Source organism: Nostoc sp. DSM 114167 (assembly GCF_052692655.1).
This window is the reverse complement of the sequence record NZ_CP195116.1, coordinates 8,120,862-8,144,867: the sequence shown is the minus strand read 5'-3', so window position 1 is coordinate 8,144,867 and position 24,006 is coordinate 8,120,862. Positions and strand designations below refer to the sequence as shown.

The 24,006-nt window shown below is 41.9% G+C and carries 26 protein-coding genes; 16 read left to right on the top strand and 10 right to left on the bottom strand.

Annotation, left to right across the window (positions count from 1 at the left end; all coding sequences use genetic code 11):
• Window positions 1-325: 325 nt before the first annotated feature.
• From NSTC731_RS34340 to prfA, 7 genes are all read left to right on the top strand, one after another.
• The gene (locus NSTC731_RS34340) at window positions 326-1,273 is read left to right on the top strand and encodes a DNA-directed RNA polymerase subunit alpha (RefSeq protein ID WP_322694212.1); all 948 of its coding nucleotides are present in this window, start codon (window positions 326-328) and stop codon (window positions 1,271-1,273) included.
• Between the two features lie 32 nt (window positions 1,274-1,305).
• A complete protein-coding gene (rplQ, locus tag NSTC731_RS34335) occupies window positions 1,306-1,656 on the top strand; it encodes a 50S ribosomal protein L17 (protein WP_445628854.1) in 351 nt (116 codons plus the stop codon).
• Between the two features lie 147 nt (window positions 1,657-1,803).
• Entirely contained in the window at window positions 1,804-2,652 is an 849-nt protein-coding gene (truA, locus tag NSTC731_RS34330; protein ID WP_335191589.1) for a tRNA pseudouridine(38-40) synthase TruA, read from the top strand.
• A gap of 123 nt (window positions 2,653-2,775) precedes the next feature.
• The gene (gene rplM, locus NSTC731_RS34325; protein ID WP_445632241.1) at window positions 2,776-3,231 is read left to right on the top strand and encodes a 50S ribosomal protein L13; all 456 of its coding nucleotides are present in this window, start codon (window positions 2,776-2,778) and stop codon (window positions 3,229-3,231) included.
• Entirely contained in the window at window positions 3,231-3,647 is a 417-nt protein-coding gene (gene rpsI / locus NSTC731_RS34320) for a 30S ribosomal protein S9 (RefSeq protein ID WP_190935522.1), read from the top strand. The genes rplM and rpsI overlap by 1 nt, the downstream gene beginning before the upstream one ends.
• Window positions 3,648-3,786: 139 nt before the next feature.
• Complete coding sequence (rpmE, locus tag NSTC731_RS34315) at window positions 3,787-4,029, top strand: 50S ribosomal protein L31 (RefSeq protein ID WP_109011936.1); 243 nt, start codon at window positions 3,787-3,789, stop codon at window positions 4,027-4,029.
• Window positions 4,030-4,132: 103 nt separating this feature from the next.
• Window positions 4,133-5,230: a peptide chain release factor 1 gene (gene prfA / locus NSTC731_RS34310; RefSeq protein WP_322694215.1), complete on the top strand. Its 1,098-nt coding sequence runs from the start codon at window positions 4,133-4,135 to the stop codon at window positions 5,228-5,230.
• A gap of 9 nt (window positions 5,231-5,239) precedes the next feature.
• Here the strand turns inward: prfA and NSTC731_RS34305 are convergent, their stop codons facing one another.
• Window positions 5,240-5,686 (bottom strand): hypothetical protein, encoded by a 447-nt coding sequence (locus NSTC731_RS34305; protein WP_445628853.1) that lies wholly within the window; start codon window positions 5,684-5,686, stop codon window positions 5,240-5,242.
• A gap of 240 nt (window positions 5,687-5,926) precedes the next feature.
• Here NSTC731_RS34305 and NSTC731_RS34300 point away from each other — a divergent pair, with 240 nt between their 5' ends.
• On the top strand, window positions 5,927-6,289 hold the full coding sequence (locus NSTC731_RS34300) for a helix-turn-helix domain-containing protein (RefSeq protein ID WP_094328443.1): 363 nt from the start codon (window positions 5,927-5,929) through the stop codon (window positions 6,287-6,289).
• Window positions 6,290-6,372: 83 nt separating this feature from the next.
• Window positions 6,373-6,831, top strand: a complete 459-nt coding sequence (locus NSTC731_RS34295) for a DUF29 domain-containing protein (RefSeq protein ID WP_099101141.1) — start codon at window positions 6,373-6,375, stop codon at window positions 6,829-6,831.
• 93 nt (window positions 6,832-6,924) lie between these two features.
• Here the strand turns inward: NSTC731_RS34295 and NSTC731_RS34290 are convergent, their stop codons facing one another.
• Window positions 6,925-7,599: a hypothetical protein gene (locus tag NSTC731_RS34290; protein WP_445628852.1), complete on the bottom strand. Its 675-nt coding sequence runs from the start codon at window positions 7,597-7,599 to the stop codon at window positions 6,925-6,927.
• On the bottom strand, window positions 7,596-7,850 hold the full coding sequence (locus tag NSTC731_RS34285) for a hypothetical protein (RefSeq protein ID WP_445628851.1): 255 nt from the start codon (window positions 7,848-7,850) through the stop codon (window positions 7,596-7,598). Before NSTC731_RS34285 ends, NSTC731_RS34290 begins: the two co-directional genes overlap by 4 nt.
• 98 nt (window positions 7,851-7,948) lie before the next feature.
• Between NSTC731_RS34285 and NSTC731_RS34280 the strand changes: the two genes are divergently transcribed.
• The 6 genes from NSTC731_RS34280 to NSTC731_RS34255 all read left to right on the top strand — a co-directional run bounded on the left by NSTC731_RS34280 (window position 7,949) and on the right by NSTC731_RS34255 (window position 14,134).
• The gene (locus tag NSTC731_RS34280; protein WP_445628850.1) at window positions 7,949-8,431 is read left to right on the top strand and encodes a hypothetical protein; all 483 of its coding nucleotides are present in this window, start codon (window positions 7,949-7,951) and stop codon (window positions 8,429-8,431) included.
• A 97-nt stretch (window positions 8,432-8,528) separates the two neighbouring features.
• Window positions 8,529-9,287, top strand: a complete 759-nt coding sequence (locus NSTC731_RS34275; RefSeq protein ID WP_445632240.1) for an Rpn family recombination-promoting nuclease/putative transposase — start codon at window positions 8,529-8,531, stop codon at window positions 9,285-9,287.
• A gap of 155 nt (window positions 9,288-9,442) precedes the next feature.
• A complete protein-coding gene (locus tag NSTC731_RS34270; protein WP_445628849.1) occupies window positions 9,443-11,137 on the top strand; it encodes an ABC-F family ATP-binding cassette domain-containing protein in 1,695 nt (564 codons plus the stop codon).
• 221 nt (window positions 11,138-11,358) lie between these two features.
• Window positions 11,359-12,957: a 2,3-bisphosphoglycerate-independent phosphoglycerate mutase gene (gene gpmI, locus NSTC731_RS34265; RefSeq protein WP_445628848.1), complete on the top strand. Its 1,599-nt coding sequence runs from the start codon at window positions 11,359-11,361 to the stop codon at window positions 12,955-12,957.
• Between the two features lie 123 nt (window positions 12,958-13,080).
• Window positions 13,081-13,314, top strand: coding sequence for a preprotein translocase subunit SecG (secG, locus tag NSTC731_RS34260; protein ID WP_335187358.1), 234 nt, complete (start codon window positions 13,081-13,083; stop codon window positions 13,312-13,314).
• Between the two features lie 10 nt (window positions 13,315-13,324).
• Complete coding sequence (locus NSTC731_RS34255; protein WP_445628847.1) at window positions 13,325-14,134, top strand: peptidase; 810 nt, start codon at window positions 13,325-13,327, stop codon at window positions 14,132-14,134.
• Window positions 14,135-14,338: 204 nt separating this feature from the next.
• Here NSTC731_RS34255 and NSTC731_RS34250 read toward each other — a convergent pair whose 3' ends face one another.
• The 7 genes from NSTC731_RS34250 to NSTC731_RS34220 all read right to left on the bottom strand — a co-directional run bounded on the left by NSTC731_RS34250 (window position 14,339) and on the right by NSTC731_RS34220 (window position 22,285).
• Complete coding sequence (locus NSTC731_RS34250) at window positions 14,339-15,250, bottom strand: IS982 family transposase (protein WP_445628846.1); 912 nt, start codon at window positions 15,248-15,250, stop codon at window positions 14,339-14,341.
• A 278-nt stretch (window positions 15,251-15,528) separates the two neighbouring features.
• On the bottom strand, window positions 15,529-15,924 hold the full coding sequence (locus tag NSTC731_RS34245; protein ID WP_445628845.1) for a hypothetical protein: 396 nt from the start codon (window positions 15,922-15,924) through the stop codon (window positions 15,529-15,531).
• A gap of 125 nt (window positions 15,925-16,049) precedes the next feature.
• Window positions 16,050-17,198 (bottom strand): glycosyltransferase family 4 protein, encoded by a 1,149-nt coding sequence (locus NSTC731_RS34240; protein WP_445628844.1) that lies wholly within the window; start codon window positions 17,196-17,198, stop codon window positions 16,050-16,052.
• 354 nt (window positions 17,199-17,552) lie between these two features.
• The gene (locus NSTC731_RS34235) at window positions 17,553-19,199 is read right to left on the bottom strand and encodes an MFS transporter (protein ID WP_445632239.1); all 1,647 of its coding nucleotides are present in this window, start codon (window positions 19,197-19,199) and stop codon (window positions 17,553-17,555) included.
• The gene (recO, locus tag NSTC731_RS34230) at window positions 19,186-20,136 is read right to left on the bottom strand and encodes a DNA repair protein RecO (protein ID WP_445628843.1); all 951 of its coding nucleotides are present in this window, start codon (window positions 20,134-20,136) and stop codon (window positions 19,186-19,188) included. Before recO ends, NSTC731_RS34235 begins: the two co-directional genes overlap by 14 nt.
• A 119-nt stretch (window positions 20,137-20,255) precedes the next feature.
• Complete coding sequence (gene deoC / locus NSTC731_RS34225; RefSeq protein ID WP_445628842.1) at window positions 20,256-20,936, bottom strand: deoxyribose-phosphate aldolase; 681 nt, start codon at window positions 20,934-20,936, stop codon at window positions 20,256-20,258.
• Between the two features lie 170 nt (window positions 20,937-21,106).
• On the bottom strand, window positions 21,107-22,285 hold the full coding sequence (locus tag NSTC731_RS34220) for a DNA cytosine methyltransferase (RefSeq protein WP_445628841.1): 1,179 nt from the start codon (window positions 22,283-22,285) through the stop codon (window positions 21,107-21,109).
• A 358-nt stretch (window positions 22,286-22,643) separates the two neighbouring features.
• Here NSTC731_RS34220 and NSTC731_RS34215 point away from each other — a divergent pair, with 358 nt between their 5' ends.
• Complete coding sequence (locus NSTC731_RS34215; RefSeq protein WP_445628840.1) at window positions 22,644-23,918, top strand: glycosyltransferase family 4 protein; 1,275 nt, start codon at window positions 22,644-22,646, stop codon at window positions 23,916-23,918.
• The last annotated feature ends 88 nt before the right edge of the window (window positions 23,919-24,006 follow it).

The window sequence follows — 24,006 nt, the reverse complement described above, 5'->3', positions numbered from 1 at the left end:
AAACTGTCATTGAGTTAAAGCTTGGGCGACCAGAAGCGTGTCAGATTTTCTCGTCGGGAAAGTTGCTAAACTTCGGGCTACCCAAAATATTATTAATCAATTTTGGATTTTAGGTTTGCGATTTTAGATTGAACCCGATTATAAGGGTGCTGGGCCTCGTGGATTTTAAGTTGATGATTTAAGATTTGTTCCGCCAATAAGAGGTGGAGCATGAACGAAAGAAGCACAATCCAAAATCCAAAGTCCAAAATCGAAAATTGGCAATCAATTCTGGAGGCAATTGATTTGTCTGCTAGCAGCACCTTAGAAAAAGGGAGGCTCATCCGTGGCGCAGTTTCAAATTGAATGTGTAGAGTCGAATACCGAAGAAAGTCGGAACCATTACAGTAAATTTGTATTGGAACCTCTAGAACGCGGTCAAGGAACAACTGTTGGCAACGCACTGCGGCGGGTTTTACTGTCTAATTTAGAAGGTACAGCAGTTACAGCAGTGCGGATTGCAGGCGTTTCACATGAATTCGCCACAGTTCCGGGCGTGCGGGAAGATGTGCTGGAAATCCTCATGAGAATGAAGGAAGTTATCCTGAAAAACTATTCTTCGCAGCCCCAGATTGGTAGATTACTTGTTAGCGGCCCAGCAACAATCACTGCGGCACATTTTGATTTGCCCAGTGAAGTAGAAGTCATCGATCAGACTCAGTATGTAGCCACCATTGCTGAGGGTGGAAAGCTGGAAATGGAATTTCGGATCGAGAAAGGCAAAGGCTATCGCACTGTAGAGCGAGGACGTGAGGAAGCCACATCGTTGGATTTTCTGCAAATCGACTCGATATTTATGCCAGTGCGAAAAGTCAACTACAGTGTTGAAGAATCTCGTGGGGAAGGCTTGATTCCAAAAGACCGACTACTGTTGGAAGTTTGGACAAATGGCAGTGTTTCCCCTCAAGAAGCACTATCTTCGGCTGCTGCGATCTTGGTAGATTTATTCAACCCGTTGAAGGACATCTCCCTAGAACCAACAGACACAGGTTCGGATATTCCAGACGACCCAACTGCCCAGATACCCATCGAAGAGTTGCAACTTTCTGTGCGGGCATATAACTGTCTCAAACGGGCACAAGTTAACTCTGTGGCAGATTTGTTGGATTATACCCAAGAAGACCTCTTAGAAATTAAGAACTTTGGGCAGAAGTCAGCAGAAGAAGTCGTGGAAGCTTTGCAGCGACGCTTGGGCATCACCTTGCCAATGGAAAGAGGCTCGAAACACCCTTAAGAAAAACCGTTCATAATTCATAGTGCATAATTATGCGTCACCGTTGTCGCGTCAAAAAACTCAGTAAACCAGCCGATCAACGTCGTGCTTTACTGCGATCGCTCACCACCGAGTTGATCCGTCATGGTAAGATTACCACCACTTTAATTAGAGCGAAAGTTCTCAGAAGTGAAGTGGAAAAAATGATTACCCTAGCCAAAAATGGCTCCTTGGCAGCACGTCGGGAAGCTTTTGGCTATATCTTCGACAAACAACTAGTTCATGCTCTATTTGAGCAAGCTCCTACTCGATATGGCGATCGCCAGGGCGGTTATACGCGCATCCAGCATACCGTACCGCGTCGAGGCGATAATGCAAAAATGGCAATAATTGAATTGGTTTAAGTCATTTAGTCATTGGTTATTAGTCATTAGTCATTAGTCATTGGTCATTAGTGAATAACAAAGGACAAGTGACATAGACGCCCGGAGGGCGGCTTCCCGAAGGGTAGGACAAATGACGAAGCACAAATGACAAAGGACAAAATCTGTATGTTAGAAAGCCACCAGCCTACACAAACTCATCGAGTAGCCTTGGTAATTCAATACCTGGGCACTCATTTTCATGGCTGGCAAAGGCAAAAACAACACCGGACAGTCCAAGAAGAGATTGAAATTGCGATCGCTACTATTCTTGGCTACCATGTGACACTACATGGGGCTGGGCGAACCGATTCTGGAGTTCACGCTGCTGCTCAAGTAGCCCATTTTGAAGCAACAGGTTTTATTCCGCCTCACAAGTGGGCAACAATCCTCAACAGCTACCTGCCGCCAGATATATTAATCAGGGCTTCAGCTAGTGTCGATAACCGTTGGCACGCTCGCTTTAGTGCAGCCTATCGACGGTATCGCTACACAATATATACTGAAGATCGGCTTAACTTGTTTGTAAGACCCTTCAGTTGGCATTATTATTATGCACCCCTGGATGAATCTTTAATCCAAGCTGCCTTGAAACCTCTTTTAGGAAAGCATCACTTAGCTGCTTTTCACCGTGCAGGCTCAAAGCGATCGCATTCCTGGGTAGAGGTGCAAGCAGCAGAGTGTCGTCGCAGTGGGCCATTTATCCATATTGAAATACAGGCAGATGGATTTTTGTATGGCATGGTACGGCTGTTGGTAGGGATGCTGGTAGAAGTAGGTTCTGGACAACGAACTCTTTCTAGCTTCACGGAACTCTGGAAAGAAGAACGTCGGGAAGAAGTGAAATATGCCGCACCGCCTCAAGGCTTGTGTTTGTTGCGAGTCGGCTATCCCGATTTTCCCTTTCCAAAAGAGATTTGGTACGACACCTTGCCAAAGTTCGTCACTAGTCAAGAGTCATTAGTCATTGGTCAGTAGAGACGCGATTAACCCTTGTCTGTACAAAGGTCATTAGTGAATAACAAAGGACAACTGACAAATGACAAAAGACAAATGACTCTTGACAAATTAAAAATGACAAAGGACAAATGACAAATGACAATAGTTAAAACATACCTTCCTTCTCAAGCAACCCTTGAGCGTGAGTGGTACATAGTAGATGCCACCGATAAACGCCTCGGTCGCCTCGCCAGCGAAATCGCCCAGGTATTGAGAGGCAAAAAGAAACCCGAATATACGCCTCATCTAGATACAGGTGACTTCGTAATCGTTATCAATGCCGAGAAAGTAGCAGTTACAGGCAAAAAGCGCACTCAAAAGCTTTACCGCCGCCATTCTGGTCGCCCTGGTGGGATGAAAACCGAAACTTTCGCTAAACTGCAAGAGCGCATACCAGAGCGGATTTTAGAACAAGCTGTTAAAGGTATGCTACCTAAAAATAGCCTCGGTAAGCAGTTGTTCACCAAGCTGAAAGTTTACGCTGGGCCTACGCATCCTCATGATGCTCAAAAACCTAAAGAACTAAAAATTAGTACAATTCCTGGAGAAGAAAATTAATGGTAGTAGCAGATGCTAATAGCGGTCGCGCCGTATACTGGGGTACTGGCCGTCGTAAGAACGCAGTAGCACGGGTACGCTTGGTTCCAGGCACCGGTCAACTGATTGTGAACGGTAAAGATGGAAATTTGTATTTCCAATTCAACCCCAACTACCTGGGAGTGATTAAAGCACCCCTGGAAACTCTAGGATTAGAAAACGAATATGACATTTTGGTAAAAGCAGAAGGCGGTGGCTTGACCGGACAGGCTGATTCTGTTCGTTTGGGAGTTGCTCGTGCTTTGTGTCAACTTGACCCAGACAACCGCCCACCTTTGAAAACCGAAGGTTACTTGACTCGCGATCCCAGAGCAAAAGAACGGAAGAAATATGGTTTACATAAAGCTCGGAAAGCGCCTCAGTACTCTAAGCGTTAGGGAATTGGGCATTGGTGAAGAAGGTAATAGGTTACAGGGGACAGGCGATCGTTTTCTGTTACCTGTAACCTGTTCCCTTCTCTAACTCCAATTGAAACCTGAAAGTTATAATTGATATAGATTCATCACAAAAGGAACAATGGCTAAAGCTGATATTCACCCCAAGTGGTATCCAGATGCTAAAGTTTACTGCAACGGTCAAGTTGTTATGACCATTGGCTCTACCAAGCCAGAATTGCATGTAGATGTTTGGTCTGGAAATCACCCATTTTACACCGGCACTCAGAAGATTATTGACACTGAGGGTCGAGTAGAGCGCTTCCTCCGTAAGTATGGCATGAGCAGCACTCAAACATCTGGCGACGATCAAAACAAAAAGTAGCGGGTTGGCTCTGCTGTTAACGACGGCCCTGCATCAGCTGGGTCGATTTTCATTTATATGCTCGAGCCAATTTGTTATTTTTTAAGGAGCGATCGCAATCGTCATGGCTGAATCATACTTACTGGACAAACTAAAATCCGTTGAACAAACTTTTAATGAATTAACACGTCGTCTTGGCGACCCCGATACCGCTAGCAATCCTGATGAGTATCAAGAAATTGCTAAGTCTCGTTCTTCTTTGGAAGAGGTAGTTAATACTTATGAAATTTGGAAAACAGCCCAAGAAGACTTGACAGGAGCGCGTCAGGTTTACAAAGAATCTGCAAGTGACCCAGAGTTGCAAGAAATGGCGGCACTGGAAGTAAAAGAACTTGAAGAAAAAATAGAACATTTAGAGTCTCGCTTGAAAGTCTTACTGCTACCACGCGACCCCAATGATGAAAAGAATATCATGTTGGAAATTCGCGCTGGCACAGGTGGTGATGAAGCGAGTATTTGGGCTGGCGATTTGATGCAGATGTACACCCGCTATGCTCAGACTCAAGGTTGGAAAGTTTCTCTAGTGAGCGAATCTCGTGGAGAAATGGGTGGCTGGAAAGAAGTCATTCTCGAAATTAAAGGTAATAACGTTTACAGCCAGCTAAAGTTTGAAGCTGGTGTGCATCGTGTGCAGCGCGTGCCGGCAACTGAATCTGGGGGACGGGTTCATACTTCCACAGCTACCGTAGCGATTATGCCAGAGGTGGATGATGTAGAAATTCACATTGACCCAAAAGATATTGAAATGACTACAGCTCGTTCTGGTGGTGCTGGTGGACAAAACGTCAACAAGGTGGAAACAGCCGTTGACTTGATGCACAAACCGACGGGAATACGCATTTTCTGTACAGAAGAACGCAGCCAGTTGCAAAACAAAGAACGGGCGATGCAAATTCTGCGGGCGAAGTTGTATGAAATCAAGTTAAGCGAACAACAAGAAGCTGTAACTTCGATGCGGCGATCGCAGGTTGGTACTGGATCGCGATCGGAAAAAATTCGCACCTATAATTATAAAGATAACCGCGCTACCGATCATCGGTTAGGTCAGAATTATTCTCTTACCCCTGTTTTAGATGGTGATTTAGAGACGCTTATCCAATCTTGTATATCTCTAGACCAACAGGAACGTCTGGCGGAGTTAGCGACTTCTGCCGCTAACTAATTTTTGGTGTTAAATATTCTGTAAAACCACTTGTTGCACTGTTGCTTTTAACACAGACAGGTGGTTTTCTAATATCGCGTGAAGTATATCTTCTATTTCACTGGGATAATGATAATAAGCAAATTCGTACTTCATAACGTAATTTAGCTTCGCCCATTCCTTCAGGGTTTGACAGGTATAAATTAGCTTTTCCGTTTCTTCTTGCCAACGCGCAAAAATCCGGTAGCTAAAAAAGCTGCTGCATATATTGCCTTTTACATCCCAGTAGGAAATACACACTTGATGCTTCAGAAGGTGGATTTTTTTGATTTGCTTAACATCGTAGCCTTTAACTTTTAAAGCTTCTTTGGTTTCTGCCTCAGAAATGTTCCACTGTTCTGGTTTAATTTTATTGGTGGCTATAAGATTTTTACCTTTGCGGCGATATTGGTTAATTTTGCGTGGCTTGCGAAACATGATGCACCTTCGATATTATTTTTTCGCAGCAAAGTTGAGCTACTAGCACAAGCGCCGTAGCAAACTAAGTTTTTTGGGTTGATTAAAGATAGATGGGTTATTCTACTAGCTTGATGCCTGTAGTTGCCGATTTACAACCAGAGATATAGTTTAGTACTAAAACACAAGGCTGTCAATATAAAAGTAAACTTGTATTATTGAAAGTAAACTTGTACATACAGTTGGCTAGCTATATAAGCAGTGAAGATCGAAAGCAAACAAAAACTGATTGAAATCATTAAACTAGCTCGCGGTTCAATGAGTCAGCGAGCGTTTGGTAAGCTTTTGGGAGTATCTGCTACTGCTGTTCAGATGTGGGAAAAAGGTGTGAAGGTTCCAGATACAGAAAATTTGGCTCGAATCGCATCGAAAGCAGGTTACACAATGGAAGAGTTAATCAGTTGCATTGATGGCAAGCCAATTCCAGAAACCTCAGATTTGAGTCTGATTCTTAGACAAATCCAGCATATGCCTTTAGCTCAAGTGGCTCAGATCGTCCAAGCTGCGGCGGAGAGATTGGCGGCTGTAGCTGAAGCATCCGGGGATGAAGCGAAGGCTAGTTGAATATTAAAATAATTCGTAATTCGTAATTCGTAATTAAGTTTTTTTAACTAGCTCGTGGTTTCTTGCTGTCAAGGTTCAACTCTATGGACAAACCTTTTTTGTATGACCAAGATTTCTATGGCTGGACACAGCAGCAGGCTAAAGCGTTAGAACAGAGGCTAGTTATGGAACTAGACTGGCAACACCTGCAAGAGGAAATTCAAGCTTTGGGGAGACAGGAGTATCGAGAACTCGTGAGCCGTCTGAGTGTATTACTCGGTCATCTCTTGAAGTGGGAGTATCAACCCGAACAACGCTCTCGCAGTTGGTTTTTAACAATTCGAGAACAGCGTCGCGCCATCCACAGACATTTGCGACAGAACCCTAGCTTAAAGTCTCGAATCGAAGAAGCCTTGTTAGATGGCTTTGAAGCGGGAGTCGATTTGGCGCTACGAGAAACTAATTTACCATTACGAACTTTTCCAGAGCATTGCCCATATTTATTTGATGATGCGATCGCAGACAATTTTCTGTGCGATACTCGTCAAGACTGGGAAGGATAATTCCTGCCATTTTTTGCCAAAAGTACTTAAAACATCACCAATCCAAAATGGTAGTTAGTTAATGATGACTAGGAAATTTAGGTGATACTCTGGTCAAACGAAAGCAATATAGTCAAGCCGCACAAAATCATCGCGTTGGCAATTGAAGCGACTCAATCTGGTAGCTGCATAAGCCTGCTGTTCATATAGGAAGTCTTCTACAAAGCTATATGAATTCTCTATTTCTCCTGCTGTCAGTTGCCGGAACTTTGACTCAAATAGGTGTGGTTCAACAATCCGTTCTGGCGCGTCCACCAAAGCTTGATCGTGAGTATCTTGCCAGATATCCTCATCAAACTCAAGACGCTCCATCATCTCGCCGTTCTCCCAATAAGCGTAACCAATGGTAAAACCACAATCATCAACCCAGTAGTAAATTGTTCGGGTGTGTAGCTGTTGGGAAAGAGACTGAGCCTGCGACTCCCAATTCCACGAACTAGGTACAAAGCGCTCAAAATCATTATCAAATGTGTTAGTGGGAACAGGGGTATACTTATCGGTCATAGATGCATCTAAAATTCCAGTCCATAAGTGTCCTCGAAATTGGAACACCAATAGTCCAGGATTTTGAATATTTTGGTTATCAACATCACGTTCCCATCGCACCCCCAAAGATGCCAAAATTTCACCTACTTGGTCAAAAGGGGCATCTACCAGCAATCCTTCAGCAATTGTATCTATGTCCTCCAATCCATAGCGTTCTTCAATGGAAGGGTTTTCTGAAATCATAGTCCGAATTTTAGAGAAGAAGGACGACCTGCTGGAAGAGGATCAAAAAACTTTGGGGAATAACCAGTAAATCTGTTCTTATTTAGAAGGATACCACGCCCCATCTGTAAATTGTTCTTTGTTACAACTCCATTAGTATTTCGTAGACAAGCTACCATTTGGTATACAGAAACTGGAGTAAAGGGAATTCCAGGAGTTTTACCTGCGTACTTTAATACACCTTTGGTGATACCGACATTTGATCTGGTCATGATGTACCTCATGTGATTAAGAAACGGTATAACCAGTGGCAGTTAAGGAATAAATGGTTTTAAAATGATGCAATCTTAAAATATTTAGGGATGCAGCTATGTCGCTACGCAATGAGCCTTTAGATTGGCATTTTGAATCAAACGAACATTATATACCGATTTATCATAAAGGTGATTTAGTAGGTTTTTTCAAACCGGAATATGCCACTGAAGTTATTAAGTTTTTAAATGAAGAAGAAGTTTTAAAGAAAGCGCTGAAAATGGCTTGTACTGATTTAATTAAAAAAATCGGTGGCGATACCAGAAAAGTCAATTATTTAATGGAAAAATATATAAAAACTAGTGAGCGTCCGAAATATGGAACTAGAGCGATCGCAGTTTTACTTCAAGATAGGCAAAAAGAGCTTGATTTGAGTAACCAGGAGTTTACGAAATTCTGCGACACCTTTAAATTATCTCCTACAGAACTGAATAATATTTATGCCGGAGAAGCATTTGATGATAGTTTATTAGCGCCTCTTTCACGTATATTAGGGATGGCAAAAGAGCAATTACTGAAAGTCCGAGATGGTTGTGAATAACAAAGTAACAGATGAACAGCAAATCCAAATATTCAAATGATATAAAGTTTTGAAAACAGACATCATCTTTTATCGGCTGTTTCAATAATTTCCTGATATCTTCTTTGAACTTATTGGTAATCCTCCAGAATTAGCTAGACTTTATCAATTTTCATCAGTTGAAATCAAACAAACAGCCTTCAGAATCGATGGTGTGTTTTTGCCTACACAAGGAAGCGAGAATCCGATTTACTTTGTTGAAGTGCAATTTCAAACTGATGGGGAAATTTATTCACGGCTAATTGCAGAAATATGTTTATATCTTCGTCAAAATCAACCATCAAATGACTGGGGTGCTGTGGTTTTATTCCCAAACAGGAATATAGATACAGGAGATATCAAACATTACCGTGAGTTTTTCACAAGTGGGCGCATCAGGCGCATTTATTTGGATGAATTAGGTGAAGCTACATCGCTTCCAATTGGCATTGCAACTGCTAAATTAGTAATTGCAACCGACGATATCGCAATTGTCCAAGCAAGGGAGTTGATAGACAGAACTAAGTCGGAAATAAACTCACCACCAAAACAGCAGCAATTACTACAATTTATAGAGACTATTTTGGCTTACAAGTTTCCCACAATGAGTAGGGAGGAAATCGAGCAAATGTTTAGCTTAAGCGAGTTAAAGCAAACCAGATTTTATCAGGAAGCCTTTCGGGAAGGTGTTGAACAAGGCATTGAACAAGGTAAGGTTCAAGGGAAACTAAAAGCAGTACCAGCAATGTTGGCAGCAGGGTTGACTGTAGAACAAGTAGCAGAGGCGTTAGATTTGAGTGTCGAAGAAGTTAGACAAGTAACACAAAGCCAGCCTTAAGATAGATGTGGTAAATTTTATCCGTGGCTCAAGCCAAATTTGGTTTGTGGCTTCCAGACTTTCTCACGACAAATTTATAGTTAATTTTTGTTAATATTAGAGGCGGTGTTAGTACTTCGTCCTCAACCACCCACTCCCTACCTGAGAGAAACTTAATGCTGCGACTAGAACATATAAGTAAAATTTATCCCACAGGCGAAGTTCTCAAAGATATCAACTGGGAAGTTAAACCAGGCGATCGCATTGGCTTAGTCGGTGTCAACGGTGCTGGAAAATCTACCCAACTCAAAATCATCTCTGGGGAAATTGAACCCACCGCAGGCGAAATTATCCGTCCTAATAGCTTACATATAGCCTACCTCAACCAAGAGTTTGAAGTAGACCCTACCCGCACCGTTAAAGAAGAATTTTGGACTGTTTTCAAAGAAGCCAACGAAGTACAATTGTCTTTGGCACAGGTGCCACGAGAGATGGAAACGGCTACCCCAGAGCAACTGGATCGACTGATTGACAAGTTGGATCGCTTGCAGCGCAAATTTGAAGCCTTGGATGGCTACAACTTAGATGCACGCATCGGGAAAATCTTACCAGAGATGGGGTTTGGGCTAGAAGATGGCGATCGCCTCGTCAGTGCCTTTAGTGGTGGTTGGCAAATGCGGATGAGTTTAGGTAAAATTCTGCTGCAAAAACCTGACTTGTTGCTGCTGGATGAACCGACTAACCACCTAGATTTAGAAACCATTGAGTGGTTGGAAAATTACCTCAGAGGGCTGGTTACGCCGATGGTAATAGTCTCCCATGACCGGGAGTTCCTTGACCGCCTCTGCACCCAAATTGTGGAAACTGAACGTGGCGTTTCCAGTACTTACCTTGGTAACTACTCGGCATATTTGTCACAAAAAGCCGAAAGTCAATCAGCACAACTGAGTGCTTACGAACGCCAGCAGAAAGAATTAGAGAAACAACAAACTTTTGTTGATAGATTCCGCGCCAGTGCTACCCGCAGTACCCAAGCAAAAAGCCGGGAAAAGCAACTCGAAAAAATTGAGCGCATTGAAGCACCCATTGCTGGGGTAAGAACTCTCCACTTCCGTTTTCCACCTGCACCTCGCAGTGGACGCGAAGTAGTGGAAATTCAAGATTTAACTCATCTTTATGGTGATAAAATCCTGTTTTTGGCAGCAAATCTGCTAATTGAAAGAGGCGATCGCATTGCATTTCTTGGCCCCAACGGTGCTGGAAAATCTACCCTTCTGCGCGTAATTATGGGTATGGAACAACCCACAGAAGGTATTGTTAAATTAGGGGATCACAATGTTATTCCCGGTTACTTTGAGCAAAATCAAGCTGAAGCTTTGGATTTGAAAAAAACTGTCATGGAAACTATCCATGATGAAGTTCCCGACTGGGATAATCAAGAAGTCCGCACGCTTTTGGGACGCTTCTTATTTAGTGGTGACACTGTATTTAAGGCAGTTGGGGCATTAAGTGGAGGAGAAAAAGCTCGTTTGGCGTTGGCAAAAATGCTCTTACGTCCTGCTAACCTACTAATTTTGGATGAGCCGACAAACCACCTAGATATTCCAGCTAAAGAAATGCTCGAAGAGGCGCTCCAAAACTATGATGGTACGGCAATTGTAGTCTCCCACGATCGCTACTTTATTTCTCAAGTAGCAAACAAAATCGTCGAAATTCGTGATGGGGAATTCCGGGTTTACTTAGGAGACTATCATTACTATCTCCAGAAAATTGCCGAAGAAAAGGAACAAGCAAAGTTAGCTGCAATAGAAGCCGAGAAAGCAGCGAAAAAAGCGGCTAAAGCAGCTAAAGCTTCCACGAAAAGGAAATGAAAAACTAAAAAATCGCTTAGTAGTAGCGTTTGAGCGCTATTACTAAGTAATCACTCCTTATGAGAGTTCCAAAACATCACAGGAAAATTACTAAAATTTAAAAAATATTTCTAAAAACCGCAAGTCCTTCGTAAAAGAAGTTAATAAGCAAAAATTCACTTGCGGCGTGGATTAGCAGTGGTATCATTCGGGTATTACAAAAAGTAAAGGGCAATTTTACTATGACCAAAGCACCTGTTGCTCCTGTGGTGCTAGTCATTTTAGACGGATGGGGCTACTGCGACCAAACGCGAGGAAACGCCATTATTGCTGCTAAAACTCCCATTGTGGACAGTTTATGGGCAGCTTACCCGCATACCCTCATCCACACATCAGGAAAAGCCGTAGGGTTGCCAGAAGGTCAAATGGGCAACTCGGAAGTAGGTCATTTGAACATTGGTGCTGGGCGAGTTGTACCGCAAGAACTGGTACGCATCTCAGATGCGGTCGAAGACGGTTCTATTGCCTTAAACCCAGCACTCCTCAAAATTTGCCAGGAAGTTCGCTCTCAAAATGGCAAGCTGCATCTAGTCGGGCTTTGTTCTGAGGGAGGGGTACATTCGCATATTACCCATCTATTCGGACTACTTGACTTAGCCAAAGACCAGCGAATTCCAGAAGTTTGTATTCACGCCATCACCGATGGTCGTGACACCGCCCCAACAGAAGGGGTAAAAGCGATCGCGCTACTGCAAAATTATATAGACCGTTTAGGAATTGGGCGCATAGTCACCCTTAGCGGTCGCTACTACGCGATGGATCGCGATCGCCGCTGGGATCGCGTCAAACGCGCCTACGATGTAATGACCCAAGATAGTGTGGGTGACGATCGCACGGCTGTAGAAATCTTGCAAGCATCTTACGCCGAAGGGATAAAAGATGAATTTATCAACCCCATCCGAATTGCATCCGGCGCAATAAAACCAGGGGATGGGGTGATATTTTTTAACTTCCGCCCCGATCGCTCCAGACAACTGACTCAAGCTCTGGTCAGTCCCACTTTTAACGGTTTTGAAAGACAGCAAATCACACCTCTGTCTTTTGTCACCTTTACACAGTACGATCCAGATTTACCCGTGGCTGTAGCTTTTGAGCCTCAGAATCTCAGTAACATTCTGGGAGAAGTTATAGCCAATCATAGTTTGAATCAGTTCCGCACCGCCGAAACAGAAAAATATGCCCACGTCACCTATTTCTTTAATGGGGGTCTGGAGGAACCTTTTCCCGGAGAAGATCGGGAACTAGTAAGCAGCCCGATGGTAGCAACTTACGATCGCGCCCCAGCGATGTCAGCAACAGCAGTTACAGATGTTGCGATCGCTGCGATTCAAAAGGGTATATATTCTTTAGTTGTGATTAACTATGCCAACCCAGACATGGTAGGGCATACTGGTCAAATCGACGCTACCATTACAGCAATTGAAACAGTCGATCGCTGTTTGGGACGGTTGTTAGAGAGCGTTATCAAAGCTGGTGGTACAACAATTATTACTGCCGATCACGGCAACGCTGAGTATATGCTAGATGAAGGGGGTAATCCCTGGACGGCTCATACCACTAACCCAGTCCCCTTCATCTTGGTGGAAGGAGAGAAAGTTAAAATCCCTGGATATGGTACAAATGTCGAACTGCGAAGCGATGGTAAGCTATGCGACATTGCCCCCACAATTCTAGAGATTTTACAGCTGCCTCAGCCACCAGAAATGACCGGGCGATCGCTGCTGAAAACAGCAGAATACGAGCTACAACGTACTCGCACTCCCGTGCAAGTAGGGCTGTAAAAGATTGCTGAGTAGAGACGCGATTAATCGCGTCTGTACAAAAGTTAGGAGTTTTTAGTAAACTCCTAACTTCTAAATTCTGAATTCTGTTTTTTAAAACTTGTTATAAATGAGATTCCTACCATGACAGTTACTAATATCGTGCAAGGCATTTGGGCATTTTCCGCCGTTGGTTTGATTATCTTAGTTTTGCTGCATAGCCCTAAAGGTGATGGCATTGGAGCCATTGGTGGACAAGCCCAGCTATTTAGCAGCACCAAGAGTGCAGAAAACACCTTAAACCGAATTACTTGGGCATTGACAGTTATTTTTCTCGGTTTAACAGTAGTTTTAAGTGCTGGTTGGCTACCTAAATAAGGATAGGTAAATGGGGAAAAGAACCCAACACCCGATACTTAACACCTTAATAAATTTAATTTCACGACGGTTAATTACAGCTCTTGCCTTGTTTATTGGCACAGGGCTGTTAATCGTTTTTACTAATTTTCAGTCGAGTGATGGATTTACAAGAATACCAAAATCTGTGTATTCCGATTTAATAATTTCTCTCCCTACGTCCCCAAAACCTCATCCCTTACCGCCCACACTCGCGCAGTGGCAAGATAACACTAATAGTGGTGACTACTTTTCGCAAGTCACAATAACCCAAGTTGGTTATTTAGTCTGGTCACAATTTCCCATTCAAGTTTATGTAGAACCACCAAAAGCCATCAGCGAAAAACAAGCTCAAGCATGGGTTAATGGTGTCTTGCAAGGTGTACAGGAGTGGAGTACTTATTTACCTTTAATAATAGTCGAACAGCCAGAAGTTGCTGATATTACAATCGCACGAAAAGCGCCACCTCTACAAATTTCCCCTGGTAGTAATATACCCCGTGCGCGATCGGCCCAAACTACTTACGAGTTATACACCAGTAACAAAATTTTATCCCACCGCTTCACCATCTTGCTAAGTCCTACTCAAACAGGTGAGTATCTCATTGCAGCTACCCGCCACGAATTCGGTCATGCACTGGGAATTTGGGGTCATAGTCCGCTACAAACTGATGCTTTATACTTTTCCCAAGTTCGTAATCCGTCGCCTATTTCTGCCAGAGATGTAAATACTCTAAAACGGGTTTATGAACAGCCAACCAGTTTAGGATGGTCTTTAGTGGATAATTCAAAGATTAATTGATCGATAGGTAAACTACAAACTGGTCACTAAGGTAAAAATGCTACTAATAGTGAAATAATGACAAATTAGTAGGAGAAATCCCATGACTAACTTCAATGTACAGCTACCCGAATCTTTATATAAACAAATTGAAGCTTTAGCAGCAAGAGAAAATATTTCCATTTAACAACTTGCAACTATTGTTTTAACGTGAGTTCGACGGAACTAAAAAATGGCAGGAGGTAGCGCAGGCAAATCTTTTGGGTAAATATCAATTGAAGGTTTTTTAGGCAAATAGGTATAAGCAGCTAAACCAGCCATCAAATTCACCAAAAAATTAAATGGACTACGATGGCGAGAGTGTTCGATTTGACATATATTTTTCAGATGGTCATTGACGGACTCAATCACAGCACGTTTGCGTAATAGAATTTTATCAATCAGTTTTACCAAGCGATTTTTCATTTTCTTTTTAGATTTTGTGATTAATTGCAACCCTCGTTCATATAACTCCTCAAATAATTTTTGAGAGATGTAACCTCTGTCACCAAAGAGTTTACCAATTAAATCTTTAGTCATATCTGGGACTGGTTTTCGGTCATCGATATTTGCTGGAGTTAGTGAAAATGCGAGTAATTCTCCACAATCATTAATAATCAAATGCAGTTTAAATCCAAAGTGCCAGCCCACAGAATTTTTGCCCCATTTCACTAACCCTTTAAATACCTTGTGAGAATGCGCTCGACAGTTGTGACAAACATCTATTGGGGTGGAATCGATAAAACTAATCCCTGTAATTTCTCCTGTTCGTGTATGCAAAAAACAACACAGCAACATTAAACACCAAGGCATGAGTTCCACAAATCTTGTGTAACTGACCAAATTTGGAAACACTCCACGCCAGCTTTGTAGTACGTGCAACGTATAAAATTCCTTAAAAGTCTTATAACCACTGCCATGAAACGCGATTACTATTGTCATCACTTCCGATAAATGCATCCTGGACTGACTGCGACGTTCTCCTTTGGTGGATGGTAACTGTGGTACTTGTTGCCATAAGCTTTGCCACTGATTGCAGAAATCATCCACATCCCAGAAGATTTGCGTGATATCAAGGCGAGATACAATGGCGGACATAGCCGAGACCCTTATTTTTCTTAGATATTTTTAGTCTCGGCATTTTTTTGTGATTTTTTGGCTAATCCTCAATTAATCTTAGCGATCGCTGCCGTGAATAACCTTGTTTTGCAAATCTATACATCGCAAGCTTTTTACCTTTTTATAACCGTCGAACTCACGTTAATTTATTAATTTTTGCCGATAATTGCCCAGAAAAAAAAGATACACAGCACTCATAAGTTAAGTCAGAAGATATCCAGCGACTCCCAAAAGAACAATTAAGCAAAAATTCTACACTATCGCCTGTCAGTAATCCAATTCTCTCGCTGTTCCCCCTGAATCGATTGTACAATTCCAAACCTTTCTTCAATTTTGCGTGGCAGAGTGAATATCCCAAAGATGTAAACGCAAACTTCTTCCGGTTGATTTGTTAAAACACGAACTCTGGCTTCGTTATCTTGTAAACGCTCTATGAAAATAGATGCACAAATTTCAACATCTTCAGGAATTTCATATTCTTCCTTGGAAAAGGTGAATCTCTTCTCCAAACTATTTGCAATTGGGTCAATAACGGTTTGTTCAGGCAACGGATTTGTGAAACAATAGACGTATGTTCGGCAGCACTTTCCATCTTCTAGCTGCTCTAAGTCAGGGATATTTCTCACCTTTATCTGACTTGCGTGATACTTCATTTCGTTAACTTTAGATAGCCTTGTAAAACTGGTAAGAGAATTCTTAGTTAGGTATTTGTATTTTACCCGATCGCACTTATTGCCATCTTAAGATTTACAGTGCGATCGCACTTTATTCCCTTTCCCTACGCTCTGCGACTTAGTGGTAGAGGCCGCTGTGCTAAAACTCCTTTATAAAGTTCTTCCAGCAGACTAATATTTTTACTAAGGGTATAGCGGTCTAATACACGCTGTCTAGCTTTTTGCCCCAATAGGGTTGTTAACTCTGGATGGTCTTGCAACACTGGTAAAAGGGTTCTCAATTGCGATCGCGCTGTTTTGGTACTAATAACTACACCTGCGCCCTTTTCCAATACTTCTCCATCTGCACCCACATCTGTTGCTAAACAAGCCAACCCACATGACATTCCTTCTAACAGAGATAAGGACAAACCCTCTACCAGTGAAGGCAAAACAAATACATCTGCGCCCCGCAAAATTTCGATGCGTCGATCTTCATCAGCGACAAATCCTAACCAGATAATGCCGTATTCTGAACCATAAAACGGCTCTAAGGAAGACTTTAAAGGACCATCCCCAACAATTAGCAATTTAGTCCCAGGCGCCATTGCCGACTGTTTCCAAGCGCGGAGGAGAGCTTCGACATTTTTCTCTGGTGCTATGCGACCCTGATAGACAAACAAGCGATCGGCTTTAAATTCTGTTTTAATTTGAGAAAATCCTGGAGAATACTTGGCGGTATCAACACCGTTGGGAATCACGGCAATATTTTCTTCTCTTACGCCCATCCCTGCCAATAATTCTCTCTGAATTTGGGAAAATACAATCACGCGATCGTAGTTAACTAAAAAAGGCGCGTAGAGCTGATAAGCCAAAAGTTGTGTTCCTGATACCAGCTTTGCCCCCTTGCCAGCAAATGGCGTGTGAAAAGTGGCAACTAGCGGCAACCTCAGTTCCTCACAGATTTCCGGTAGAAAAAAGTCTAAAGGAGATAAGGTTAAGGAAGCATGGACTACATCTGGTTTGATTTCCCGCAGTGAATCGGTTAAAACTTTGGTGGCTTTAAAAGTGGGAATTGTGTAAACCTGGGACTTATAAATGAAAGGTAGGGAAACCTCTCGAAGATTTGGCCAATTATCAGGTTCAGACTCTTCCTGGGCGAAGTGAAGAAAGCTAACTTGATGTCCCCTATCTAGCAAGGCATTTGTAATTTCTCGACTGTAGGTGACATTGCCGCAAAAGGGTGATTTTTTTCCAATCCAGGCTATACGCATTCTTTATTTAGCTGTAAGAAAAGCGGGTTAAATCTATTACTTGGTGTCCTTTGTGATTTTTATTTTATCTAGCTATACTTGCTGGTTTTTTATTTATTAAAAATTCCCACAAGTTTCTACTAGTTTAAAAGCTTATTGTCAGCTAATTAAACCAGTGGATTTATGGCTTTATTTATTTTAGTTATAAGTTGTTAATTTTTGATATTTAAGCAACTTATTCTGACTTATGTCAGATTCATATCCGGCAAGTATGTGATAAATTTTCACTGGCAACAGTTTACCATGAACACAAAAGCTTTAAGTAAATTATTAATTACATCAAGGTAATGAATAATAACTCTTGTTAGCTGATAACTACTTGTGTGAGTTATACCAAGTTAATATACCTCCTGAAAAGACGATCGCAGCTAATCCCAAAAAAACTACCTGTAATCCCAGAAAGGTTTCTGCGACACCAGCTAATGCTAAAGGTAAGGAGAGGGCAATATTAATTACATTGTTCTGCAAGCCAAAAACTTTACCACGCATTTCTGGAGGTGTTTCTGTTTGGATTGCGGTTTGCATGGGAATTCCGACTAGTGCCCCAAAGATGCCCACTAGCGCTACCAGTAACAATACAAGCCACAATTGAGTTGTAAATACTGACAGACCAATCAGGGATGCGGCCATACCCATACAACCGCACAGACTTAGCTGAGTATAGGAGAAACGTTGACCAAATTGACCAAGAATTGTTGCTCCACCAGCGATGCCAACACCGCCAGCTGCTAGTAAAAAGCCGAACTGGGAGGCTTTCATATTGGGAATTATTTCTGCCATCCGAACAGCTAGAACAGTTAATGCTGCAAAGACAGAAAACAAGATAATCAGTTGAAGCAAAGCATTGCGGACGCGATGATTTGCTTTGAGATAGGCAAAACCGTCTCGCAAGTCAGAGAATACGTGAGGGAATTCTGTATCGAGGTGGTGTTTTTCCTTAGTTGCCAGGAGGAACAAAATTATTCCAGCGATCGCATAACTGCCACCTACTAAAAGTTCTTTGCCCAAATTACCACTACCACCAATTTGCAGCCAAAGTCCATCAGCGATCGCGAGTAATGGTTCTCCAACAGCAAACCCAACAATCACCGATGCCATCATCGTTGTGGTGTAAAGCGAATTAGCCGAGAGTAAATGCTGTTCTTCTACAATCAAGGGAATTGCCGCCTGTTCTGCCGGAGCAAAAAACTGCGTCAAAGTCGAAACTAAAAAAGTTACACCCAAGATAATTACAAAACCCACTGGCAGCAATCCTATGGGTTTCCAATCATGAGTTAACCACAACATGAAGGGAATTGACAAAACCAGAATGCCGCGCCAAATATTTGTTGCTACCAGCACAGCCTTTTTCGACCAGCGATCGACAAACACCCCAGCAACGGAACCAAACAATACGGCTGGAATAGTAAAAGCCATCATCAAGACTGATACCCAACCACTAATACTCTGATTGCTTCCTTGAAACTGAGTATTAATCAAGGCAATCATCAGTACCAAATAAACTTTATCTGCTAGTTGAGAGAAAACTTGACCGCCCCAAAGAGCCAAGAAATTAGGATTTTTTAATACAGGTAAAAATCCTAGCTGTTTTATATTCCCTGTAATAGCTTCTCCACCTGAACCCGACCCATCTAATTTCGGTAATTCTTTCTCTGGGATAGTAGCTACTGACATCTGCCCATTACGAAGACCATTGCTATCTACCTCAGCAGTGGTTAATTTGTCCTCAGATTGTGTTTCTGATTGGCTTGTAACATCAGTTTTTGGGATCTCTGTTGTCCAACTTTGATCGTTTTTAGAAACGTCTTTTGGGGACATTTCTTGGCCATTTATTTGACTAGGTGTACACTTGGGAACAGCACTCAAGTGATTCCTGACTGTAGGATCTGATACTTTATTCTGTTTTTTGGCGAGGCTAGGTGACAAAGGCAGGACTTTTTTATCCAAATCAGACGGTTGCATCATGGTTGGCAGCAAAATAAGAGTCGATCAAGGTAGCAGAGCGAATAGGGCGACCTAATTGATACTGAGCATACTGGCGCAAAATCTGCTCAACAGATAACCAGTTACAATCTCTAGCACCATCAATTTGCATTATCTCTGGTTGTGACAGATGTTGAAGCAAAGCTAGTTCCATAGCACCCAAACGACTAGAAATCACAGGTATTTCTTGCCGGTGCACAACAACTGTTTGGGCATTGGGCATTGGGAATGGGGCATTGGGCATAGGGTATTGGTTATTAATCTTCCCCTGCTCCCCTGCTCCCCCGCTCCTCTGCCCCTCTGCCCTCATTTCCCTTTCCCCTTCTTTTCGTAAACGTTCTCTAGCTTCTAAAGAAACCGTTCCACCCGCAGGGATGCTAAATCCTACCTGCCAGTTGGGGTCTGTGAAGTCCGGCTTCAGGGAACGTTGAGATAGGCAGCAGATTTGCACTTGTGGCGTCAGTCCTGCTAAGGCTAAAAGGTGAAATACACCATGAGCCAGATGAGCCAAAACACCAAATGAATTTGCACTAGACACCGCCTCTAAGCGATGGAGATGTTCATTGAACAAATCATAAAGTTCTTCTTGGGGTTGTTCGCTCAAAGCTTCACACAGAACTATTTCTGCTAAATATTGACTGGCAGCCAGTTTTCCCAAATCTTGAGCTAAACCAGGATAAGTTTTTAACGTCTGTGCTTGAGTAATTTTATCAAGCGATCGCCCTTTAGCAATTAATAGTTCATTCACAACAAACATTCCACTCCTACCGCCCAGGCTGGAGTTGTGCTTACGTGACCCTGGAGCCACAGCTCGAATTAGACCGAATTCTCGTGTCAAAATCGTCACTATTTTATCCGATTCTCCTAGCGCCTGGGTTTTAAGATTAATACCAGTTGCTTTATAGGTTCTACTCATTACTCATTACTCATTAGTCATTAGTCACTAGTCATTAGTAGTTATTTAGTCATTAGTCATTGGTCAACGGTCATTAGATTAGGACAAATGACAAAAGACAAATGACAAAGGACAAATGACTATTCACCTTTTCCCAAGTTATCGCGCTGACGGATCAAATCCATACCGCGAGATGTGCCTAATCTAGTAGCACCTGCTACGATTAAGTCTAGGGCTTGATTGATAGTGTGAATACCACCTGAAGCCTTAATTCCCACTTTTTCTTTTGCTAATTCCTGCAAAAGTCGTACATCTGCCACTGTGGCACCACCATTCCAACCTGTACTAGTTTTTAAGAATGCTGCTCCCGCCTCCATAGCTATTTCAGCAGCTATTTTTTTCTCTGCATCTGTCAACAGGTTAGTTTCCAAAATTACTTTGACTGTTTGTCCAGTCTCTTCACAAATTTCGGCAATCTCCCGATGGACTTTTTCAGTCTTGCCAGCTTTCAACCAGCCCAAGTTCATGACTACATCCAACTCAGTAGCCCCACTATCAACAGCTTCTTGAGCTTCGTACAGTTTCACGGCTGAAGTCGTTGCACCAGAAGGAAAGCCTATTACTGTACAAACTTTCGGGTTTTTACCGTGGAGGAGTTCTACTGCTTGCTTGACATTAGCAGGGAACAGACAAACCGCCGCAAAGTTGAATCTATATGCTTCTTCACACCATTGCTCAACCTGCTCTGGAGTAGCCGTTGGCATTAACAGGGAGTGATCGATAAATGGCGCAATATCAATGTCTGGATAGTCTGCTGCCATCGTGTCTTCTGCCAGTGATTGATTATTAAACTTTATAAAAAATTAAAACATTTCTTATATATATATTAAACCACATTTATTACGAGTTTATCCTGAAAACAAGTTGCTGAATTGTCTTTCATATTGGCTTTACAGATATCCCAGGATTACTACAAGTGTTTAAGTTAACGCTAAGTAGTAGTAATACTAGGAAGATCGAGAGTGTTTTTTATACTATTTGCTAAAAAGTTAATAATACTTTGAGCCAATGCCTGCGATGCCAAATATGGAACACCATTACCAATAGTTTTAAACATATTAGTAAGTGACATATTTTCTGGAAGTACAAAATTGGCAGGCAAAGATTGGATAGCTAAAGCTTCTGCTACAGAAATCCGCCGGACTTTGTAAGGATGTAAATGTACCTCATTATTTCCATAGCAAGCTGTCGGAGAGTAACGCCATCTATGCAGACGTTTGAAAGACTTTTTAGAATCATCTCCTTCATCAATAGCAGCAAATTTTGTGATCCCTGCCCTTGGTTGAAAACAATTTTCCGTATTGAGATGTTTCAGAACATTATTTTTTCTAAACCAGTATTCAACTGTTAATTCTTCGGGGATGTCATCAGGGCAAGGTATTAGAGAATTTTCTTGGAATGGTTCACACTGACGCCAAGGGTAAGCAAAGACTTTTTCGGGAGGATATAAAATATGATTTTTCCAAGGAAAATATCCCTCATGTAGTAACTTTTCACTACCGATTTCGATCCCTATGTCCTGAAGAAAATTATTTTTGAAGCCAATTAGGATAATTCTTTCTCTATCCTGGGGTACGCCATATTCGATAGCATTAATTAATCGCTCTGTTAATATATAGCCTGCTTCGTGTAATTGTTGCTTGAGCGATTCAAAAAATAAACGATGTTTTGTTGTCTTCCATAAACCCTTAACGTTCTCAAATAAAAAGAAGTCGGGAATGTTTTGGCAAATTAATTCAATATATGAAGCAGAAAGCTTACCATTGTCTCCCAAACTTCCTCTATTTTTCCCACCAATAGAAAAATCAGGACAAGGAGGCCCACCGATGAAACCAATTATATTATGAGATTTGCGGCAGTCTTTGACTAATTCTTGAAGTTGTTGTGCTTCTTTTCTAACAATAAGTTTTGTTACATCTGCTGCTTCACCGTGATGATATCCATATTCAGGCGATCGCATTTTCATAACTTCTCGTGAATAGCGATAGGCGGCAATAAATGGGGCGAAGATTTCATTGACATAAACAATATTAAAACCGCTGGTTTCAAAACCTAAATCGAGGAAACCTGAGCCAGCAAAAAAAGAGAAAATACAAGGGCGATCGTTCATTGAATTACTAGTACGATCAAAAATCTTATTAATATTCAGATTCTCGGAAAATGGTTTATGTACGTAACTTATACTAACTACCCCAAATTGGATTTAAGGGTTGGCAAAAACTAATATACTTAGGATTTCTACGTAAGTACCAATCAAAAAATAACAATTGAAAAACTGCTTAAATAGTCAAAAAAATTTACAGTTTCTCTAAGTATTACATCTTAAAGTTTACTCAATCTTTAAGGAAAATACCTGACAGAAAAAGAGTCTGGAGTCACAATTAAATATAGGGTTTCCAAGCCCAAATGATATTTCAGACAAATATTTGTCATTCAATAAAAAGCCGGGGTACTTCGGACTAAATTTTATGCGAATTTTAATTTACTCCTACAACTACTATCCAGAACCGATTGGTATTGCCCCACTAATGACTGAATTAGCAGAGGGACTAGTGAAACGTGGGCATGAAGTGCGTGTAGTCACCGCTATGCCCAATTACCCTGAGCGGCAAATTTACCAGGAATATCGGGGTAAATGGTATGTCAACGAATACAAAAATGGCGTTCAAATTCAACGCAGTTACGTTTGGATTCGTCCACAACCCAACCTATTAGATAGGGTGTTATTAGATGCTAGTTTCGTCGTCACTAGCTTTGTACCCGCCCTCATCGGTTGGCGCCCAGATGTGATTCTCTCAACATCGCCATCCTTGCCAAGCTGTGTACCAGTTGCTCTTTTAGGATGGTTACGTGCTTGTCCTGTAATTTTAAATCTACAAGATATCTTACCAGAAGCAGCAGTTCATGTCGGTCTATTAAAAAATAAATTACTTATCCGGTTGTTTACATTATTGGAAAAATTTGCTTACCGCACTGCCACTAAAATTAGCGTCATTGCCGATGGGTTTGTGGAAAATTTGCGATCTAAAGGCGTAGAAGCTGACAAAATTGTACAAATTCCCAACTGGGTTGATGTAAATTTTATCCGCCCTTTGCCTAAAGAGGATAACCCTTTCCGTACAGCACATAATCTAAACGGCAAATTTGTAGTACTGTATTCAGGTAATATTGCCCTAACCCAAGGCTTAGAAAGCGTTGTCAAAGCTGCTTCTGTCTTGCGCCATATCCCAGATATTGTCTTTGTCATCGTTGGAGAGGCAAAAGGTCTACAGCGATTGCAACAGGAATGTCTAGACTGCGGCGCAGATAATGTGATGTTACTGCCATTTCAACCCCGCAAAGATTTACCACAGATGTTAGCAGCTGCGGATATTGGTTTAGTGGTACAAAAGAAAAATGTTGTATCCTTCAACATGCCGTCAAAAATTCAAGTGTTACTTGCTAGTGGAGGGGCCTTAGTTGCTTCTGTACCTGATAATGGTACGGCAGCAAGAGCCATTAGGCAAAGTGGCGGCGGAGTTATCGTTCCTCCAGAAGATCCCCAAGCTTTAGCGATGGCAATATTAGATTTGTACCAAAACCCCGAAAAAGTCAAAACTCTAGGTTATAAAAGTCGCCAATATGCCGTTGAGCAATATGCTTTTGAGCAAGCTTTAAATCAGTATGAGTCCTTGTGTTACTCATTGACAGCAGAACGTAGAGCAATTCAATCTACAGGCATAGTTACAAAACAAGAAGTTTAATCTTTGCTGCAAAGTTATGTTACATCTGTAGAAATTACAATTATACACTCGTGTCTAAGTATTATGAGTTTATAAAGGTAGCTAATTT